The sequence below is a fragment of the Desulfovectis peckii genome, from assembly GCF_055391705.1.
The window spans coordinates 1,412,016-1,432,541 of record NZ_AP042409.1 but is presented as its reverse complement, the minus strand read 5'-3'; the positions used below and the strand labels follow the sequence as shown (position 1 = coordinate 1,432,541).

General features: G+C 47.4%; 15 protein-coding genes. 13 read left to right on the top strand and 2 right to left on the bottom strand.

Going from position 1 to position 20,526, the window contains the following annotated elements; translation table 11 throughout:
* Positions 1-2: 2 nt before the first annotated feature.
* The 5 genes from carB to pyrE are packed head-to-tail and all read left to right on the top strand — an operon-like array spanning position 3 to position 6,271.
* Positions 3-3,221, top strand: a complete 3,219-nt coding sequence (carB, locus tag ACZ5NG_RS07105) for a carbamoyl-phosphate synthase large subunit (protein ID WP_464251123.1) — start codon at positions 3-5, stop codon at positions 3,219-3,221.
* A gap of 30 nt (positions 3,222-3,251) precedes the next feature.
* A complete protein-coding gene (locus tag ACZ5NG_RS07100) occupies positions 3,252-4,034 on the top strand; it encodes a dihydroorotate dehydrogenase electron transfer subunit (protein WP_464251122.1) in 783 nt (260 codons plus the stop codon).
* Positions 4,027-4,944 (top strand): dihydroorotate dehydrogenase, encoded by a 918-nt coding sequence (locus ACZ5NG_RS07095; protein WP_464251121.1) that lies wholly within the window; start codon positions 4,027-4,029, stop codon positions 4,942-4,944. The genes ACZ5NG_RS07100 and ACZ5NG_RS07095 overlap by 8 nt, the downstream gene beginning before the upstream one ends.
* Positions 4,945-4,960: 16 nt before the next feature.
* Positions 4,961-5,671, top strand: coding sequence for an orotidine-5'-phosphate decarboxylase (gene pyrF, locus ACZ5NG_RS07090; RefSeq protein ID WP_464251120.1), 711 nt, complete (start codon positions 4,961-4,963; stop codon positions 5,669-5,671).
* Between the two features lie 24 nt (positions 5,672-5,695).
* Entirely contained in the window at positions 5,696-6,271 is a 576-nt protein-coding gene (gene pyrE, locus ACZ5NG_RS07085; protein WP_464251119.1) for an orotate phosphoribosyltransferase, read from the top strand.
* A 47-nt stretch (positions 6,272-6,318) separates the two neighbouring features.
* Here pyrE and ACZ5NG_RS07080 read toward each other — a convergent pair whose 3' ends face one another.
* Together ACZ5NG_RS07080 and ACZ5NG_RS07075 are read right to left on the bottom strand one after the other, a co-directional pair.
* Entirely contained in the window at positions 6,319-8,466 is a 2,148-nt protein-coding gene (locus ACZ5NG_RS07080; RefSeq protein WP_464251118.1) for a YcdB/YcdC domain-containing protein, read from the bottom strand.
* Between the two features lie 225 nt (positions 8,467-8,691).
* A complete protein-coding gene (locus ACZ5NG_RS07075) occupies positions 8,692-10,491 on the bottom strand; it encodes an Rqc2 family fibronectin-binding protein (protein ID WP_464251117.1) in 1,800 nt (599 codons plus the stop codon).
* 148 nt (positions 10,492-10,639) lie between these two features.
* On the opposite strand from ACZ5NG_RS07075, the gene ACZ5NG_RS07070 reads away from it, so the two are divergent.
* From ACZ5NG_RS07070 to priA, 8 genes are all read left to right on the top strand, one after another.
* Positions 10,640-13,378, top strand: coding sequence for a calcium-transporting P-type ATPase, PMR1-type (locus ACZ5NG_RS07070; protein ID WP_464251116.1), 2,739 nt, complete (start codon positions 10,640-10,642; stop codon positions 13,376-13,378).
* A 339-nt stretch (positions 13,379-13,717) separates the two neighbouring features.
* Positions 13,718-14,914, top strand: coding sequence for a pyridoxal phosphate-dependent aminotransferase (locus tag ACZ5NG_RS07065; RefSeq protein WP_464251115.1), 1,197 nt, complete (start codon positions 13,718-13,720; stop codon positions 14,912-14,914).
* A 170-nt stretch (positions 14,915-15,084) separates the two neighbouring features.
* Positions 15,085-15,963: a YicC/YloC family endoribonuclease gene (locus tag ACZ5NG_RS07060; RefSeq protein ID WP_464251114.1), complete on the top strand. Its 879-nt coding sequence runs from the start codon at positions 15,085-15,087 to the stop codon at positions 15,961-15,963.
* Positions 15,964-15,997: 34 nt separating this feature from the next.
* A complete protein-coding gene (remA, locus tag ACZ5NG_RS07055) occupies positions 15,998-16,270 on the top strand; it encodes an extracellular matrix/biofilm regulator RemA (protein WP_464251113.1) in 273 nt (90 codons plus the stop codon).
* A gap of 2 nt (positions 16,271-16,272) precedes the next feature.
* Entirely contained in the window at positions 16,273-16,887 is a 615-nt protein-coding gene (gene gmk / locus ACZ5NG_RS07050; protein WP_464251112.1) for a guanylate kinase, read from the top strand.
* A complete protein-coding gene (gene rpoZ / locus ACZ5NG_RS07045) occupies positions 16,884-17,105 on the top strand; it encodes a DNA-directed RNA polymerase subunit omega (RefSeq protein WP_464251111.1) in 222 nt (73 codons plus the stop codon). Before gmk ends, rpoZ begins: the two co-directional genes overlap by 4 nt.
* 11 nt (positions 17,106-17,116) lie before the next feature.
* Positions 17,117-18,322 carry a bifunctional phosphopantothenoylcysteine decarboxylase/phosphopantothenate--cysteine ligase CoaBC gene (gene coaBC, locus ACZ5NG_RS07040; protein WP_464251110.1) on the top strand — a complete coding sequence of 402 codons (1,206 nt, stop codon included), beginning with the start codon at positions 17,117-17,119 and terminating at the stop codon, positions 18,320-18,322.
* On the top strand, positions 18,315-20,489 hold the full coding sequence (priA, locus tag ACZ5NG_RS07035; protein WP_464251109.1) for a replication restart helicase PriA: 2,175 nt from the start codon (positions 18,315-18,317) through the stop codon (positions 20,487-20,489). The genes coaBC and priA overlap by 8 nt, the downstream gene beginning before the upstream one ends.
* Positions 20,490-20,526 lie beyond the last annotated feature (37 nt).

The window sequence follows — 20,526 nt, the reverse complement described above, 5'->3', positions numbered from 1 at the left end:
TAATGCCTCTTCGTGACGATATTAAAAAAGTAATGGTGATAGGCTCCGGTCCGATTGTGATTGGTCAGGCGGCAGAGTTTGATTATGCCGGCACTCAGGCCTGTCGATCCCTGAAAGAAGAAGGCTTGGAGGTAGTGCTGATTAACTCCAACCCGGCCACGATTATGACCGATGCGCACATGGCTGACAAAGTATACATTGAACCGATTACCGCGGAATTTGTTACCCGCGTGATAGAAAAAGAAAAGCCGGATGGGCTGCTGCCTACCCTTGGCGGGCAGGTTGGTTTAAATATAGCGATGCAGCTGGCGGAAGACGGTGTGCTGGAGCGCACCGGCGTAAAACTGTTGGGCACCCAGCTTACGGCAATTAAAAAGGCTGAAGATCGGGAGTTATTTAAGGCTACGATGGAAGAAATCGGTGAGCCGGTACCGGAAAGCACTATTGTGGAGTCAGTTGATGATGCCGTTGCTTTTGCCCGCAAAGTAGGGTTCCCGCTGATTGTGCGGCCGGCTTATACTTTAGGGGGCACCGGGGGCGGCATTGCTAACAATGAGGAAGAACTGACGGCAATTGCCACGCGGGGCATAAAACACAGTATGATAGGGCAAGTGTTGATAGAACGCAGTGTAGCGGGATGGAAGGAAATTGAGTATGAAGTAATGCGGGACGGGGCGGATAACAGCATTGCCATTTGCAGTATGGAAAATATCGACCCCGTTGGCGTGCATACCGGTGACAGTATTGTGGTGGCACCGGCACAGACAATATCGGATGAGGCACATCAAATGCTGCGCCGTGCAGCTTTGAAAATAATCAAGGCCTTGCAAATTGAAGGCGGCTGCAACGTTCAGTTTGCCCTTCACCCGGACAGCTTAAAATACTATGTCATTGAAGTTAATCCCCGGGTAAGCCGTTCATCGGCATTGGCTTCTAAGGCTACCGGTTACCCAATTGCCAAAGTGGCAGCCAAAGTGGCCTTGGGCTTGCGGCTGGAGGAAATTCGCAACGATGTGACCGGCGAACCGTATGCCGCTAATGAACCGGTCTTAGATTACCTGGTAGTAAAAATCCCTCGCTGGCCTTTTGATAAGTTTGATACCGGCGACCGCCGGCTGGGGACACAAATGAAATCTACCGGCGAAGTAATGGCTATTGACCGCACCTTTGAAAGGGCGCTGTTAAAGGCAGTGCGTTCATTGGAAATCGGCATGCTCGGCTTGGAGCATCCGGAAATGAAGAAGCTTAGCACTGAACAATTAGAAAATAAAATTAATTACCCTGATGACGAGCGGATTTTTGCCCTGGCGGAAGCCTTTCACCGGGGATGGCCGGCAGAAAAGCTGCATGCTTTAACCCAAATAGATCGGTGGTTTTTAAAGGGCATTAAAAACATTGTAGATTTTACCGAAGAATTACGTGCTGCCATTAAACAAGGGCACCCTCTGGATGCCGATTTGCTTAAAAAAGCAAAGGAATTAGGGCTGGCTGATGAGCATATTGCCCAAATAGCCAATATCTCACTGCCGCAGTTAAAAGAGCTAAAAGAAAAATACCAAATCACTCCCGTTTATAAAAAGATAGATACTTGTGCCGCAAAATTTACCGCTGCCAGTCCTTATTATTACTCTACTTACGGCGGGGAGGACGAAGCACCCCCCGGTAAGCGTAAAAAGGTAGTTGTGCTCGGTTCCGGGCCGATTCGCATCGGGCAGGGCATAGAATTTGATTACTGTTCGGTGCATTCGGTATGGGCACTGCGGGAAGAAGGAATTGAGGCGATTATCGTCAACAATAACCCCGAAACGGTGAGCACAGACTTCGACACCGCCGATCGCTTGTACTTTGAACCGTTAACGGCGGGAGATGTGCTTGACATCTTGGAAAAAGAAAAACCTGACGGTGTTATGGTACAGTTTGGCGGGCAAACGGCAATTAACCTGGCGCGGACAATAACTGAAGCCGGATATCAAATTACCGGCACGGCAGTGGATGACATTGATGCAGCAGAAGACAGGGAGCGGTTTGACCAATTATTAACCGAGCTGGAAATTCCCAAACCGGCCGGCCGCACCGCTTTTTCGGTTGAGGAAGCGGAAAGCATTGCTAATGACATTGGATTTCCGGTATTGGTGCGCCCGTCCTATGTGCTGGGGGGCCGGGCGATGGAGATTGTTTACAACCGGGAAGATTTGTTAAACTACATGTCTTCTGCGGTAAAAGTAACTCCCGAGCATCCGGTTTTAGTGGATAAATATTTGTTCGGTCAAGAACTGGAAGTGGATGCTGTCAGTGACGGTGAAACGGTGCTCATTCCCGGAATTATGGAGCACGTGGAGCGGGCCGGCGTGCATTCCGGTGACAGCATTGCGGTTTATCCGCCGCAAACGATAAACTATCGGGTTAAACGGATGATAGTAGATTACACTACCCTTCTGGCCAGACGCTTAAATGTCAAGGGATTGATTAACATTCAGTATGTGCTGCACAATGGGAAGTTGTATGTGCTGGAAGTTAATCCCCGTTCCAGCCGTACCGTGCCCTTTTTAAGTAAAATTACCGGCATACCGATGGTTAAATTAGCTACCAAGTGTGCGTTGGGAGAGAAACTGGTTGATATGGGTTACAAAGGGGGCCTGGCGCCGGAACCCAATGTTGTTGGTGTAAAGGTGCCGGTTTTCTCCTTTGCCAAATTGCTGGATGTGGATGTATATCTTGGACCGGAAATGAAATCTACCGGTGAAGTGATGGGTGTAGATTACAAGTACAACCTGGCGCTGTATAAGGCTTTGCTTGCGTCCGGCATCAGCATTCCCACTAAGGGAAATGTTTTGCTGACGGTAGCCGATAAGGATAAGCCGGAGGCAGTGTTCATTGCCCAGGAACTGCTGGAACAGGGCTTTAGCTTGTGCGCCACCGCCGGCACGGCGCAATTTTTACAAAAACACGGTATTGCAGTGCAAAAAGTAAATAAAATCGGTCAGGGTTCGCCGGATATTGCAGAGTTAATTCGGGAACGCAAGATTAACTTTGTAATTAACACCCTAACCAGAGGCAAAGTACCGCAGCGTGACGGTTTCCGCATTCGCCGGGCGGCAGTGGAACACGGTATCCCCTGTTTGACGTCAATGGACACCATTTGGGCGACGATTGAAGCCCTGCGTTATATTAAAGAAGGCGGCAGCGCCCGCATTATCCCGCTGCAAGGATACCGTCATTAAACTTAAAAGCCGGTGAGAAAGGAAGATAGCATGTTTTTAACTGCTGCTGATATTACCAAGCAATGTCAAGTTGCACCAAGTTACTATTTATTAGAATTTACCGCCAAACAGCTGGCTTTGTCTGCCAAGCCCGGTCAGTTTGTGCATGTAAAGTGCAGTGAGACCCAGGATCCGCTGTTAAGACGGCCGATTTCCATTCATCGGGTAAATCGGGAAAAGGGCACCGTTAGCCTGCTGTACCGGGCAGTGGGTCGGGGTACTAAGCTTTTGGCAGCGAAAAAGCCGGGGGAAAGCTTAGATATACTCGGCCCCCTGGGCAATGGCTTTCAACTGCCGCCGCCGGGCAGCAAAGTAGCAATTGTTGCCGGCGGCATCGGTATCGCCCCGCTTTTTTTCCTGACGGAAGAACTGATTGCTCATGACTTGCTACCGGAAGTTTTTTTCGGTGCCCGCAGCAGTGCTGATTTGCCGGCAAAAGAGCAAATTACCGCACTGGGGGTTAAGCTTTTCTTGGCCACCGATGACGGCAGTGCCGGCCGGTGCGGTTCGGTAACTGAGCTGCTGGCCGAACATGTAGAGAAATTTAATTGTATTTATGCCTGCGGCCCCTATCCGATGATGAAAAAAGTGGCTGAGATGAGTCGGGGCAAGGGTATTGCCCTGCAGGTTTCACTGGAAGAGCGAATGGGCTGCGGGGTGGGGGCCTGTCTGGCCTGCAGCTGCAAAATTAAAACCGCTCAGGGCAACAGTTACAAACGAGTGTGTACCGACGGTCCCGTTTTTAATGCCGAGGAGGTGGTTTGGTATGAATAAGCCTAATCTGGCCGTTGATATCGGCGGAATTAAAATGAAAAATCCGGTCACCACCGCCTCCGGCACCTTTGGCTTCGGTCAAGAATACAGTACTTATTTTGATGTCAATCGGCTGGGAGCGATTACCGTCAAAGGGACCACCTTAAAACCGCGGGACGGCAACGCCACCCCCCGTATCGTGGAAACACCGGCGGGGATTTTAAATTCCATCGGTTTGCAAAACCCCGGGGTAGATTATTTGTTGGAGCATTATGTGCCCTATTTTAAAACTTTAAGTACACCGGTGATCGTAAATATATCGGGAGATACCGTAGAGGATTATGTCAAAGTGGCGGAAAAGCTGGATAAAGCACCGGCAATTGCCGGTTTAGAGGTGAACATCTCCTGTCCCAACGTAAAAAAAGGCGGGATGGCCTTTGGCAGTGACCCCGCCATGGCCTATGAGGTGACCGCTGCCGTGCGTTCGGTGACAAAACTGCCGCTAATTGTCAAGCTTTCACCGAACGTAACCGATATTACCAAGATTGCGGAAGCGGCGGCAAAAGGGGGGGCAGATGCCTTATCTTTAATTAATACGTTATTAGGCATGGCCATAGATATTAAACGCTGCCGCCCGGTTTTAGCCAACCTTACCGGCGGCTTGTCCGGACCGGCGGTGAAGCCGGTGGCGGTGCGGGCGGTTTGGCAGGTTTATCAGGCGGTGCAGCTGCCGCTGATTGGTATGGGCGGCATATCAAATGCGGCGGATGCCCTGGAGTTTATTATGGCCGGGGCAACGGCGGTAGCGGTCGGAACCGCCAACTTTATCAACCCACGGGTGACCTTGGAAATAATTGACGGGATTGAGCAATATTTGATTGACAACGATATCGAAGATATTAATTTACTGGTGGGCAAGGCCCACAAATAAATTAACCGGAGGAATTATGAGTAAAGAAAAATTAATTGTAGCGCTGGATGTTGATTCTATAGCCGAGGCTTTGCGGCTGGTAGATATGCTGCACCCCTATGTGGGCATGTTTAAAGTGGGCATGGAGCTGTACAACGCAGTGGGGCCGGCAGCAGTGCAGGAAATCCAAAAGCGAGGCGGCAAGGTATTTATTGATTTAAAGCTGCACGATATTCCCAATACCGTGGCAAAAGCTGCCCGGGTGTTGACCAGGCTGGGGGCGTCAATAATTAACGTTCACGCCGGCGGCGGGCTGGCGATGATGCAGGCCGCCCGCAGTGCAGTGCAAGATGAAGCGGCTGCCTTAGGCATTGAGCCGCCGATGCTTATTGCGGTAACTGTGCTCACCAGCCTGGACCAGGAAGCGTTAAACCGTCAATTAAATATCGACAAAAGGGTGGAAGAGCAGGTAGTGCACTGGGCTAAATTGGCACAAAGGGCCGGCTTGGACGGGGTGGTGGCCTCGCCAAGGGAAATCAAAGCCATCCGCCAGGCCTGTGGGGAGCAATTTGCCATTATCACGCCGGGAATCCGGCCGGCCGGCAGCCAAAAAAATGATCAAAAGCGAACGATGACTCCCAAGGAGGCGATAGAGTTAGGTGCCCATTACCTGGTGGTTGGCCGTCCCATAACGGCGGCGACAGATCCGGTACTGGCAGCACAAGGGATTGTCGCGGAAATTTCTTAATTTCTTAAAAGTGAGGGAAGGCATATGCTAACACAGCAACAGATTGTTGAGATATTCGAAAAAACAGGTGCAATGCTCAGCGGGCATTTTAGACTTACGTCCGGCAAACACAGCGATCGCTATTTTCAATGTGCTCAGGTACTGCAGTACCCGGAATACTGCAGTTTGCTTTGCCAAGAACTGGCCGGGCGTTTTAAAGATATGGAAGTAGAAACGGTAATTGGTCCGGCAATGGGGGGGATTTTGGTATCCTACGAGCTGGCCCGGGCATTAGGTGTGCGCAGCTTATTTGCTGAACGGGAAAAGGGTGTGATGACCCTGCGCCGCGGCTTCAGTATCAAGCCGGGTGAAAAAGTCTTGGTGGCTGAAGACGTCATTACTACCGGCGGTTCGGTAAGGGAAGTAATTGAGCTGGTAAAAAACTGCGGCGGGGAAGTGGTCGCGGTAGGCGTATTGGTAGACCGCAGCGGCGGCAAAGTGGATTTAGGCCTGCGCACCGAGGCCTTGTTAACCACCACGGTGGCTACATATCAACCGGAAGAATGTCCCCTGTGTAAACAGGGAATACCGGCCGTAAAACCGGGCAGCCGCAATATTTAGTAAAGTAATTAAAAAGCGTTCGGCGTTATCACCGAACGCTTTCACATTTATTTTTGCACGTTTAACAGCTTGACTACCGCAGTGGCGGCATCTGCCCGGGTGACAGGGTTGTTTGGGTGATAATAACCTTGGGCGGTGTTTTGCAAACCCAATGCTACGCTGATGGCCGCGTATCCTCTTAAGTCTGCCGGAACGGCGGCCGCATCTTGAACATTAAAGTTAAAGAGATTATTTAATTTAGCTACTCCGTCATAATCTAAATAATTAATCATCAATTTTGCCACATCCAGCCGGGTTAACTCTTTGTGCAAATTGCCGGTGTCGTTGGCATCAATGATGCCTAATTGCAATGCCGCGTCAACAATTTTTTTCTCATCAGGAGTTTCTAAATGGTAACCCCGGCTTTTTACCAGCCAAGTTAACAGATCTATTTTCCTGATTTGTTGACTGGGGTTAAACTTACCTTCCGTACCGGTGATGATATTGGCTGCCGCCAACATTTTAATATCTTCTTCGGCAGGGTGCCCGGCGATGTCAGAAAACTTAGTGCTTTGTTTCGGCGCAATCGGTTCGCCGCGCCAGTTTAAAAATGTACCACTTTTGGCGTCAATGATATATGAGGGGCGATTTTTTAAATGATAGGCCAGATAAATTATCTCTTCTTGCTCCTTGCCGCGCAGAGTAATGTATTCTAGGGCTAAACCCTTATCCGATGTAAAAATTGATGTTGCTTTGTTGATGCCCATGACACCGCTCGGATCGGGAAACCTGTCTCCCCACCAATTCATGCTATAAGCGGTAACCTCGCCGCTATTTAAGTCCACTGTGACATTAAAGCCGTTGTTGGTAAAGGGAATACCGTTAACTAATCGCACAAAGTTAAAGCTGCATGTATTGAGTTCTTTAAGGGGTTGCCGGTAAAGATCTTTATTTTCCAATCTCACTTCTTGATAACGGGCCGGCTGCAATTTTTTAATAAAGTTTTCGGCAATTTGCCGGGCCGCGTCAAGAGTGTGTTTTTGTTTTTCCCCTTTGCCGCTGTCATTCAGCCATTTGCTAAAGCTAAGCAGCTCACCGCTTTTAGCGTCAACCTGCGCATTCATGCTGCCCCTTTCTCCCGACCAGTAAAAGCTCCAAATTTTTTGCTCGGAAAAATAATGCTTGTGCAAGCGGCTTTCTTGCAGTGACAAAGCTTCCGGAATGCTGACTGTTTCTTTAAGTTTGGCCAGGGCTTTCTCTGCGCTAAGCACATCTTTTATATTATCTATTTCTGCCTGTTCCTGGGGAGACAGTTCCTTTACTTGCACCAGATCCCCACTGCCGGCAGCTTCATTTCTTAAGTAGTCGTAATCGCTATCTTCAATAACCTTACCGCCTAAAGCATCAATATATAAACCGGAACCTTTTTTTACCCGATAAACTAATTTAATCGGCTGTTTTTCGTCAGTGTAGACCTGGGGTTGAAAATAAGTCAGTTCTACATTTTCCTTTAAAATTTGCTCTGCCCGCTGGGCGGATATTTTATTTGCCGGCGAGGGAAACTTAAGCTTATCATCCCAGGTTAAATTGTAGCTGAGCAGTTTTCCGCTGTCACCGTCAATGCGAATGCTGATGTTGTTTTGCGGAAAAGTGATGCCGTTGACGGTGCGTGCAAAAGTATAATGGTACTCTGCCGGGCCCCGTTCACCCAGAGGAATAATCGGCGGTTCTTCATTCGGTATTAATTTAGTTTGCGCGTAATAATCGCCGGCTAATTTTTTTGCCCATGTTTGGGCAAACTTTTGCGCCTCGTCATAAGAGTACTGCGGCAGGCCGTAATGTTTTTGCCCCGGCGGAGGCGCCTGCCAGTAGTCCATGCTGACGATTTTTCCGCTGGCGGCATTGACGCCGACATTAATAGACTTGGCAGGTTCGCTGCTTTTTCTCCAGCTTAGCCACCAAACCATTTGTCCGTTATAGGTATTTAAGCTGCTTTCAAAGCGGTCGTATTCACTGCCGATGTTAAAAGCTTCTTTAACAGCTTCGATGGCTTGTTCTAAGGTGATTTTTACCGCCGGCATATGGTGTTGTTGTTGAGCCGGTTGACTGATTCCTACCTGCAGTTGGGCGGCAGCGGCAAGGGGGTTTAACAAAAGACCGGCTGACAGGCAGCCGACGGTTAAAACTTTTAAAGCTTTACCGGACAACTGACTCATCCTCCTTTAAAAAATAAAATGTTTACTATAAGGCGGGCAATAACGGTCAAGGGTTTCAGAATTTATTAAACTTTAGCAAATTATATTATAAAACAGCCGGTCAGTGTAGACAGTTGGTCAGTACGAGTGATGTCCCCTTGTGCCCTTGAATTCCTTGGCCCAGGTGGCCACTTTGCCGCTGAAAAAACGCTGCATTATTCCTTTGTTAAAAATTAAGGCACGGTGTTAATAGCCGTGCCTCTTATTCGCTGCTTTTTGGGCAGTTGTTTTAAGATTTTGTACCAATTTTTCGTCCGGGTCTACAAAGATGGTCTGTTGATTTTCATAAATCACCATGCCCGGTTTGGCCCCTTTAGGCTTATGCACATGTTTAATCAAGGTGTAATCAACCGGTACTTTGCTGGACTGCCGGGCTTTACTGTAATAAGCCGCCAGTACCGCCGCCTCTTCTAAGGTGGTGGGCGGAACGGGCCGGCCTTGTGTTTTAATGACCACATGGGAACCGGGTATATCTTTGGTGTGCAGCCAGATGTCTTCCCCTTTTGCTAAACGCAGGGTCAAGTAGTCGTTTTGCCGGTTGTTTTTTCCTACCAGTATCACCAAGCCGTCCCTTGATTGAAAGTTAAGGGGCTGGGGTTTATTTGCCTGCTTTTTATCTACCTTATCTTTTTGCCGGCTGGGTTTAGCGTAGCCTTGCATGACCAACTCATTTTCTACTTCTTCTAAATCCTTAAGGGAGTCGGCATATCTTGCGGCAGACTCTACCCCTTCCAAATAACTTAGTTCTTCTTGCGCTTGCGCAAGCTGTTGTTTAACCGCCTCCACGGTGTTTTTAGCCCGGACGTATTGTTTAAAATAAAACTGGGCATTTTCTGCCGGGCTCTTTTGGGGGTCGAGCTCTATGGTTATTTTTTCTAAATCCGGGCTGTAGTAGTTTTCCAGTTCCACCATGCCCATGCCTTTTTTTATCAGGTGCATGTTGGCGGTGAGCAGCTCGCCGCACAACCGGTAATGCTCAAAATTTTCCGCTTTCTTTAGGCTTTGTCGCTGTTTGGGAATTTTGTTCTTTAGGCGGTTGATTTCCCGCTTAATTATGGTCATTAGTGATTGCCGTTTTGCCTGTATGCGACAATCCCGTTCTTGAAGGAAATAAAAACTATCTAAAACCTCACTCATGCTACCCTGTTCCAGGTGCAGGTCAGCAAACTGGGTAAGAGCAAAGGCTGCAAAATCTATTGGCGAACCGTCATGGTTTAATACCAAAGTCGGGTTAAAGTTCCCTTTTTCCAAGTCAGTACAGAGGCTGTTAAAATGCTGCCAAAGCATGCTTAATTCATACTCACCGCAGTAGTTTAACTTGATGTCTAACGGCAGTCCGCAGCGGTAAACTATTTCCCGGCAAATGCGCGGTGAAAAACCGTTAAAGGTTTGCAGTAAAATGTCCGTTAATTTCAAATCGATATCTTTGGATGTAATCAATTGAAAGAACCGTTCTTCATTTAATCCTATCGGGTGTATTTTTCCCTGCTCGGGCGGGGCAAGGTAATCTCTGCCCGGCAGTACTTCCCGGTGCCTGCTCACCGCATGAGAATAACGTTTAATGCCGTCAATAATTTTACCGGTTTGATGGTCTACTAAAATAATGTTGCTGTGTTTACCCATAATTTCTACAATTAATTTTTTTAATGTGGGCTGCCCCAATTCATCCCGTGTATTGACAATGATCTGCAGGATGCGTTCCAGACCGGCTTGGGTTATTTCCACAATCCGTCCGCCTTCCAAGTGTTTGCGCAGTACCATGCAAAACAGCGGTGGGGTAGCAGGATTGGGTTTGGCGTTTTTCGACAGGTGCATGCGGGCATTTTGGGCGTTAGCGGATATCAGCAGGCGATAGCGGGCTTGTTTACTGAGCAATAGCATTATCTCATCTTTTAACGGTTGATATATTTTTTCAATCCGCCCACCGGCCAGTTTTTCATTCAGTTCCTGGCATATTGCCGCGGTGACCAGTCCGTCGTAAGGCATGGTAAATGCTCTCCTTTCTTTCCCGGTCAATTATAACACAAGTGTTTTGGCAAATGTAATGATTTAAGAACTTCAAGTTATATTTGCCTGTCCAATGAATATTTATATCAATAGTCAGGATAATTTTGGTAAACCAAGAGGTGAGTATATGGCCGGGAAATGGCACGTTTTAAGTCGGCAGGAAGTGTTGGAAAAGCTAAATTCCCACCCAAAGGATGGATTGGATGCCAGAGAGGCAAAACAGCGGTTTGAACAGCTTGGCCCTAACCGATTGGTCAGCGTGACGAAAACTCCGCCGCTGGTAATGTTTTTAAACCAGTTTAAAGACTTTATGGTGATGGTGCTCATTGTAGCAACGATAATCAGCGGCTTTTTGCAGGAATGGGCAGATGCCATTACCATTATGATCATTGTGGTCATCAATGCCATTTTGGGATTTGTGCAGGAATTTCGGGCGGAAAAGTCAATGGAAGCCTTAAAGCGCTTAACGGCACCGGAAGCGAGAGTAATTAGAAACGGTTTGGAAACAAAGATACCGGCTGAAAAGCTGGTTCCCGGTGATATAGTGCTGCTGGAAACCGGCGATAAGGTGCCTGCCGATTTGCGCTTGCTGGAAGCAATTAACTTGCAGGTTGAAGAGTCGGCTTTAACCGGTGAATCAACACCGGTGAAAAAGCAGGTCGAAAAGATGTCGGCACAGGAACATGTCAGCCTTGGGGATACCCACAATATGGCTTATATGGGTACGGTGGTGGTCAGGGGCCGGGCAAAAGGAATTGTCGTTGCTACCGGCATGGCCACCGAGATGGGGCATATTGCCGGCATGATGCAGGAAGTCGGCGAAAAGCAAACGCCGCTGCAGCGGCGCTTAGCTCATTTGGGCAAGGTGTTGGTAGCTTTTTGTCTGGCGATTTGCGCCTTGGTGGTATTGCTGGGCGTTTACCGGGGAGAACCTGTTTATCAAATGTTTTTAGCCGGGGTAAGTTTAGCGGTAGCGGCAATACCTGAAGGCTTGCCGGCCATTGTGACCATTGCTTTGGCCATCGGTGTGCAGCGCATGGTTAAGCGCAATGCCATCATCCGCCGGCTGCCGGCGGTAGAAACATTGGGATGCGCTACGGTAATTTGTTCAGATAAGACGGGCACTTTAACACAAAATAAAATGACGGTGCGCCGCATTGTTACTCCGGCTGCAGAGATAGAAGTAAGCGGGGAAGGTTACGATCCCAAAGGTGAATTTAATTTTATCAAAGGGAAAGATGAAAAAGGGTTGGATTTATTATTAAAAACCGCCGCCTTGTGCAACAATGCCGTACTTACTAAGGGCAATATCACCGTTGGCGGTTTGCTGCGCCGGTTGACAAAACGCATGGATTGGGATATTAACGGTGACCCTACCGAAGGGGCGCTGTTGGTAATGGCGGCAAAAGGCGGGATGTGGCGGCAGCATATTGAGAAAAAAGAAAGGCGCATAGCGGAACTGCCTTTTGACTCCGACCGCAAACGCATGAGCGTTATTTACCGCGAACCCGGCGGGAAGTGCACCGCCTATGTAAAAGGTGCCCCTGATGTAGTGTTGGAGTTATGTACCCATTATTATCAGGACGGCAAACTGATACCGCTAAACGCAAATATTAGGCAGAGTATTCTTCGGCAAAATGCTAAAATGGCGGAAAGTGCATTAAGAGTGCTGGCTTTTGCGGTAAGAGATTTACCGGATAAAGACACCGATTACACGGAACAAAAGGTAGAAAAAAATCTCGTCTTTTTAGGGCTTGCCGGCATGATAGATCCGCCGCGGCCGGAAGCGCTGCGGGCAATCTATACCTGTCAGCGTGCCGGCATTAAAACGGTGATGATTACCGGTGACCATCAACTTACCGCTCAGGCAATCGGCAGAGAGCTGGGGCTGTTGCACAGCAGTGACGGTTTACTTACCGGTGCGGAACTGGATGCCATGAATGACAAAACACTGCGCCAGCGGGCAAAGAATGTAACCGTTTATGCCCGCGTGTCCCCCAAGCATAAGCTGCGCATTGTGCGGGCACTGAAGGCTAACGGCCATGTGGTGGCCATGACCGGTGACGGTGTTAACGATGCGCCGGCGGTAAAAGAAGCTGATATTGGGATTGCCATGGGTAAAACGGGAACCGACGTCACCAAGGAAGCATCTTCTATGATACTGGCCGATGATAACTTTCAAACCATCGTCAATGCAGTGGAAGAGGGACGCGGTATTTATGACAACATTAGGAAATTCATTCGCTACTTGCTGTCTTGCAACGTGGGGGAAGTACTGGTTATGTTTTTGGCGGTGCTGGGCGGTTTGCCGCTGCCGCTGGTGCCGATTCAAATTTTGTGGGTAAATTTGGTAACCGATGGCCTGCCGGCTATGGCTTTAGGTGTGGACCCTGCAGACCGCGACATTATGAGCCGACCGCCCAGACACCCGCAGGAAAGTATTTTTGCACATGGGTTAGGGTGGAAGATCATCTACAGCGGCACGATAATCGCCTTTGGAACGCTGCTGGCCTTCTGCCTGGGACTGTCATGGGGCAGTGAAGAACTGGCCAGAACGATGGCATTTAACACTTTGGTATTGTTCCAGCTGTTTTATGTTTTTGTCTGCCGTTCAGAACATCACTCCCTACTGGAGATCGGATTGCTTAGCAACCCGTATTTGCTAGTGGCAGTAGGGATATCCGCTGCCCTGCAGTTAACGGTAAACTACCTGCCCTTTTTACAGCCGATATTCAAAACCGTACCACTCGGCCCACTGCACTGGGCAGTGATACTGGCCATCACTCTGACGCCTACGTTGTTAGGCATTGTCATTAAGGATTTAAAGAGAAGAATGGAACGCCGCGTTTCTTATATAAAAGTGTGATTAGAACCGTGGGCCGCTTTGATAAAACCATGATGAGGGCAAAGGCGCGATGCCAAAACTTACGGGGTTCTGAACTAGGTATATAGTATACTTTTAATGGCTGCGTTGAAAACATTTTAAAAAATTGTTATACTAAGTCAAAAATAGTAGCTAAGCCCGCTGGTTACCAGCGGGCTTTAGCGAGTTTAATGCCGTTTTATTAAATAGGGAAATGCTGCATAGCGGAAGATATTCCCGGTTAAGTTATACTAATCAAATAAGTAAAACAAAATTTGCTATAAAGTAGGCGGTTAAAGCCTTTAAATATTTAAAATTAAATAAATCTAAGGAGAGATTAAAATGAAACTTGCCAAACGAGTGGCAAATATCGCCCCCAGTCCGACGCTGGCTATTGACGCTAAAGCAAAACAAATGAAAGCAAACGGGATTAAAGTATATAATTTTGGTGTTGGCGAGCCGGACTTTGATACGCCCCAACACATTAAAGAAGCGGGGATAGAGGCGATTAATGCCGGAATGACCAGGTACACGCCGGTAGGCGGCACGGCACAGTTAAAGGAAGCCGTGATTGAGAAATTTAAAAGGGATAACGGTTTAGAATATCAGCCGGCGCAAATTGTCGTTTCTTCCGGGGCGAAACAATCTTTGTACAATGCCTTTCAAGTGCTGGTAGAAGAAGGGGATGAAGTAATTATCCCGGTTCCTTACTGGGTTAGCCATATTGAACAAGTTAAAATTGCCGGCGCTAAGCCGGTGCTGGTTATGGCTTTTGAGGAGAACGGTTTTAAAATCACACCGGAACAGTTGCGGCAAGCGATTACGCCGAAAACCAAAGCGGTGTTAATTAACAGTCCCAGCAACCCGACCGGCGCGGTTTACAGCAAAGATGAACTGAAAGCCCTGGGGGATGTGATTTTAGAATATCCTGATATCATAATTATATCTGATGAAATTTATGAAAAATTAGTTTATGACGGGCTGGAACATGTCAGTATTGCCAGCTTAAGCCCGCAGTTAAAAGAACGCACCGTGGTCATTAACGGTGTTTCCAAAGCCTATGCCATGACCGGTTGGCGGATTGGTTACGCTGCGGCACCCCTGGAAATAGCAAAAGCAATGACCAACCTGCAAAGTCATGCTACCAGCAACCCTAACTCGATCGCTCAGGCAGCCAGTGTGGCGGCACTAAATGGCACTCAACAACCGGTAGATGAAATGAGGGCGGAGTTTGTTAAACGGCGGGACTATATGTACCAGCGCCTGCTCAACATACCTGGGATCAGCTGCCCTAAACCGGGCGGAGCATTTTACCTCTTCCCCAACGTCAGTGCTTATTTCGGCAAGAGCTACCAAGGCAGAATAATTAACAGCGGCACGGATCTGGCCGATGTTCTGCTGGACGCGGTGCAAGTGGCGGTAGTTCCGGGCGTTGCTTTCGGTGATGATAACTTTATCAGATTTTCCTACGCCACGGATATGCAAACCATTACGGAAGCATTAGACCGCATGGAAAGCTTATTGCATGAACTAAAATAAGTAATCAAACCGTTACTAATCACCCTGGCAAAAAGGGTGATTTTCTTCATCTGCTAAGTTATTTTGTTAAGCATCGTTGAGTTTTTAAAAGGATTTTTTAAATTTAAGTAGAAAAACAAAAATTATAGTTAATAATTAATAATATAGCAGTAATACTTGAGGTGATTCCCTTGCTGAAAAGCATGACCGGGTATGGTCGCGGTGAGGCCGATACCGATGGTCGAAAGGTTGTCGTTGAACTAAAGTCAGTAAATCATCGTTTTTGTGAAGTTGTTGTGCGCGTACCGCGAATAATTAATTTTTTTGAAGAACGCATCCGCAAAGTGATTCAAGGAAGTATTAAAAGAGGCCGCGTTGACGCTTACATATCAATTGAAGATACCGCTGATAGGACACCACAGGTAAAAGTTGACAAAGCATTAGCGGTAGCATATTATAAATCAATGGAAGAATTGCAGCAAATTTTGCCGGTTTCAGGCAATATCGAACTGCGAGACATAATTTGTTTGCCTAACGTTGTTTTGCTGGAGGAACCGGAAGAAGACATAGAAGCATTGTGGCAGGCAATTGAAACGGCATTAAAGGCCGCCTTAGATGAACTGATAAATATGCGTGCCGCAGAAGGTGAGCGATTGGCCTGTGATATTGAAAAACGCGTCAATATTATCGCCGAACTGAATAAAATGATTAGAAACCGTGCTCCTTTAGTGGTAGAAGAATACAAAGCACGATTAAACCAGCGACTGGCGGAATGGCAGGGGCAGGGGATGTTGGATGAGAACAGAATGGCTGCCGAAGTAGCACTGTTTGCGGAACGAGCCAACATTACGGAAGAAGTTGTGCGACTGGACAGTCATCTTAAACAAATGACAGAATGTTTAAAATCCCGGGATGCAGTAGGGCGCAAACTGGATTTTTTGCTGCAGGAGATGAACCGGGAAATTAACACTATTGGCTCTAAAGCCAATGATTTAGAGATTAGCAACGCAGTGGTTGAGGCCAAAAGTGAATTGGAAAAAATTCGAGAGCAAGTACAAAACATTGAGTAATAATAATATATAAAAAAATATGGGGGGCACTTGCATGGATATTAAATTAATTAACATTGGCTTTGGTAACATTGTTTCGGCAAACCGGATCATTGCCATTGTCAGTCCGGAATCAGCACCGATTAAGCGCATTATTACCGAGGCGCGTGATCGCGGTATTCTGATTGACGCCACCTATGGGCGGCGTACACGGGCGGTAATTATCACAGACAGTGATCATGTGATTTTATCTGCCGTGCAGCCTGAAACCGTGGCTAACCGTTTGGTTACCAAAGAATCTAACAATCAGGAAGAGATAGCTGAGTAAAGATGTCAAAACAGGGTATTTTAATTGTACTCAGTGGCCCGTCGGGAGCCGGCAAGGGAACGATATGTCAAGAACTAATCCGCAAAAATAAATCTATTCACTTGTCCATATCTGTTACTACCAGGCCTCCCAGACCCGGCGAAGTGCACGGCAAAAATTATTTTTTCATCAGCCGAGAAGAGTTTCAGCAATTGGTAGACAATGACCAACTGATAGAATGGGCCCAAGTGTACGGTAACTTCTACGGCACGCCTAAAAAGTGGGTAGAAGAAAAATTAGCTGCCGGTGAAGATGTACTGCTGGAAATTGATATTCAAGGAGCACTGCAAATTAAAAGAAAGCATCCTGATTGTGTATTGATTTTTATTATTCCACCGTCAATTAATGAATTACAGGCACGGTTAATCGGACGGGGAACAGACAGTAATGAAGTGATCAAGAAACGGTTAAACTGTGTAGCAGACGAACTGCAGGAAATTCCCCGTTACGATTATATTGTGGTTAATGATAGCCTGGAAGAAGCAACGGATCAAGTTAAGGCTATTATCACTGCCGAGAAGTGCAAACCAAAGCGCTTTGATTTGGAGAAATATTTACAGTTAGGGGGCTTGTCATGAATCGCATTTCACTGGATAGATTATTAAACAAGACGGACAGCCGGTACAGCTTAACCGTGGCAACAGCCAAACGTGCCCGAGAAATAACCGATGAATTACTGGAAAAAGCGGATAAAGATTCCGAAAATACAGAACCGGGCCATAAAGCGGTTAGTATAGCATTAGAGGAAATTGCCAACGATATAGTACGCATTGTGGATACAAATAAGAAAAAATAGGAGGTTTAAGCATGTTAACCGGCAAAAAAATTACATTGGGTATTGCCGGGGGCATTGCTGCTTATAAAACTGCTGAGCTGGCCAGTAGCTTGGTAAAAAACGGTGCTGAAGTGAGGACGATCATGACGGCTTCAGCCCAGCAATTCATTAGCCCGCAAACCTTTAGCGCCTTGACAAATAATGCGGTATATACAGATATGTTCCAAACCCCGCAAATCGGCGGGGTTAATCATATTGATTTGGCTCAAAACACAGATTTGTTAGTGGTGGCTCCGGCCACCGCTAATATTATTGCCAAGGCCGCCCACGGAATTGCCGATGACTTGCTATCCACTGTTATTATTGCTGCCGGATGTCCGGTGATCTTTTGCCCGGCAATGAATACCCAAATGTACATCAACCCAGTGGTGCAGCAAAACATAAAAAAACTGCAACAGCTGGGTTATTGGTTTGTGGGCCCGAATACGGGAAAACTGGCCTGTGGAACGTCAGGCCCCGGCAGAATGAGCGAACCGCAAGAAATATTGGCCCAAATTAAAAATATACTTACCCCCGGGGAACTTAAGGGGACAAAACTGCTGATTACCGCCGGGCCAACTCGGGAACCACTGGACCCGGTGCGCTATCTTACCAATCGCAGCTCAGGAAAAATGGGCTACAGCATTGCCCAAGCAGCGTTAGAAAAAGGGGCGGAAGTGACATTGATCAGCGGTCCGGTTAATTTGCCGGCTCCCGCGGGAGCGGAGCTTATTTACGTAGAAACCGCAGAACAAATGTACAATGCTGTAATGGCCCACTACGACGATGCCGATATTGTCATCAAAGCCGCTGCGGTGGCGGATTACCGCCCCAAGTCGGTGGCTAAGGAAAAAATCAAAAAAGACGACGAAAGCTTAGTAATCGAGCTGGAGAAAAACCCTGACATATTGGCTGAGCTCGGTAAGCAAAAAAAGGATCAGATTTTAGTAGGCTTTGCTGCGGAAACAAACAATGCAGAAGAAAATGCCAAAAAGAAACTGCAACGCAAAAACTTGGACATGTTAGTGCTGAACAACGTCAGCTTGCCCGGTGCGGGTTTTGATGTAGATACAAATATTGTGACGATCATGCGCAGAGACGGTGCGGTGTTGGAACTGCCGTTGATGAGCAAGCAGGCAGTTGCCCGGCGTATTCTTGAGGAAATAGTTTCTTATCGGAGTAAATTGCCTAATGAGTAATTATGCGGAAATTATTGTGGAAGTGACCAGCCGACAAGTTGACCGGCCCTTTCATTATCGGGTGCCGGAGCATCTGCAGCCCCTGCCGGTTGGCAGCCGGGTACTGGTGCCTTTTGGTTCACGCACGGTACCCGGATATGTGGTGGGATACTCAACACCGCCGGGCAACATTTCACTTAAAGAAGTAATTAAGGTAATCGGCGGCAGCTTAACACCGGATTTAATGAATTTGGCCAAATGGATGTCTCAAAAGTACCTATGCACTTTAGCCGAAAGTTTGCAATGTGTGATGGGTCCGGGGAGAGAGAAAAAAAGGATTGCCAAAGGGATATTTTCTAAGTTAAATATTAGTCAACTGACTGAGATAAACCTGACCCCTAAACAACATTCTGTAATGCTAAATGCCATTAATCACCCCGGCTTGTCAAAAACTGAACTGGCAAAAATTTCCGGTGTATCAGTTTCTACAGTAGGTAATTTAATAAATAAAAAACTGCTTGTTTGGGATGAACCGCCGATTACCGGCCCGGAGGAATTAAGCAAACCTCCGCAGTTAACAGCTGAACAAAAAAGTGTAGTCGCCAAATTAAAAACGGCCATAAATCGGGGTCGTTTTGCTGCCTTTCTGCTGTATGGCGTAACCGGCAGCGGCAAAACGGAAGTGTATTTAAACGCTATTGAAATGATTCTGCAGAGAAAAAAACAGGCCATTGTACTGCTGCCGGAAATTTCCCTTACCTCGCAAATGGTGGCCATATTTCGCGGCCGATTTGGCAACAAAGTAGCGGTGTTGCACAGCCGTTTGTCCGCCGGGGAAAGATACCGGGAGAGATTGCGCATTGAGCGGGGGGATGCGCAGGTGGTTTTAGGTGCTCGTTCCGCTGTTTTTGCCCCGGTGCCGAAATTAGGCCTGATCGTTATTGATGAAGAACATGAGCCCTTATACAAACAGGAGGAAAATCCTAAATATCATGCCCGGGATGTGGCCATTTACCGCGGACGTTTAGCTGATGCCGTAGTTATTATGGCCAGCGCCACCCCGGCATTGGAGAGCTTCTGCCGTGCTGAACCTAAAGGCCCTTACCAATTATTGACCATGACTAAACGGGTAGGAAAGCACTTGCTGCCGAAAGTGCATGTGGTAGACATGCGCGAAGAACCCGGCAGCGGAATACTCAGCAATACCTTAATACAAAAAATTCAAGAACGGTTGAACAGTAAGCAACAAGTGGTATTGTTCTTAAATCGGCGCGGTCACTCTCCTTTTGTAGTTTGCCGAACCTGCGGCAGTGTGATCAAATGCCCGAGTTGCGATATTTCATTAACTTATCATCATGATAATGTTTTGCGCTGTCACTACTGCGGTTACGCTGAACGGGCAAAGAATGTCTGCCCGCAATGCGGCGGTAAGGAGATCGGTTATTTAGGTATCGGCACCCAAAAGCTTGAACAGGAGGTAAGGCGGTTATTTCCCCAGGCCGGTGTGCTGCGCATGGACGGGGATACGACCAACCGCAAAGGAGCTCATGAAGAGATTTTAAGTGCCTTTAAAGATCGCCAGGCAGATGTTTTGATTGGCACGCAAATGATTGCTAAAGGTTTGGATCTGCCCAACGTCACTCTTGTCGGTGTGGTCAGCGCAGACAGCCTGTTGTATATGCCGGACTTTAGATCCGCTGAACGCACTTTTCAACTTCTTACCCAAGTGGCGGGCAGAGCGGGCAGAGGAGAAACACCCGGTGAAGGGGTTATACAAACATACAACCCTGAACATTATAGTATTAGGTATGCAAAGTTACATGACTATATTGGCTTTTACCGGCAAGAGATGAAGCTGAGAAGGGCACTGAAATACCCGCCTTTTTACTATCTCTCCAGAATTTTGGTATCCGGAAGGCAATCCGATACAACGGAGAGGGCGGCAATGGAGATTAGGCAAATTTTAGAAAAAAACCTGCCGGCGTATAAATTAATTATTCTCGGCCCGGCGCCGGCACCTCTGGCCAGGATGCAAAAGCAATACCGCTGGCAGATAGTTTTAAAAGGCAGGCAAATTGCCGAAGTGCGTCAGGCGACGGCGCTGGCAATTAGCTTATGGGACAAACATTCTGCCGCTAAAAATAAAGTCAAAATAACGGTAGACATAGACCCACAGTACCTTATTTAGTATAATAAAGCATTATACTGGGATAATTATGGTCATT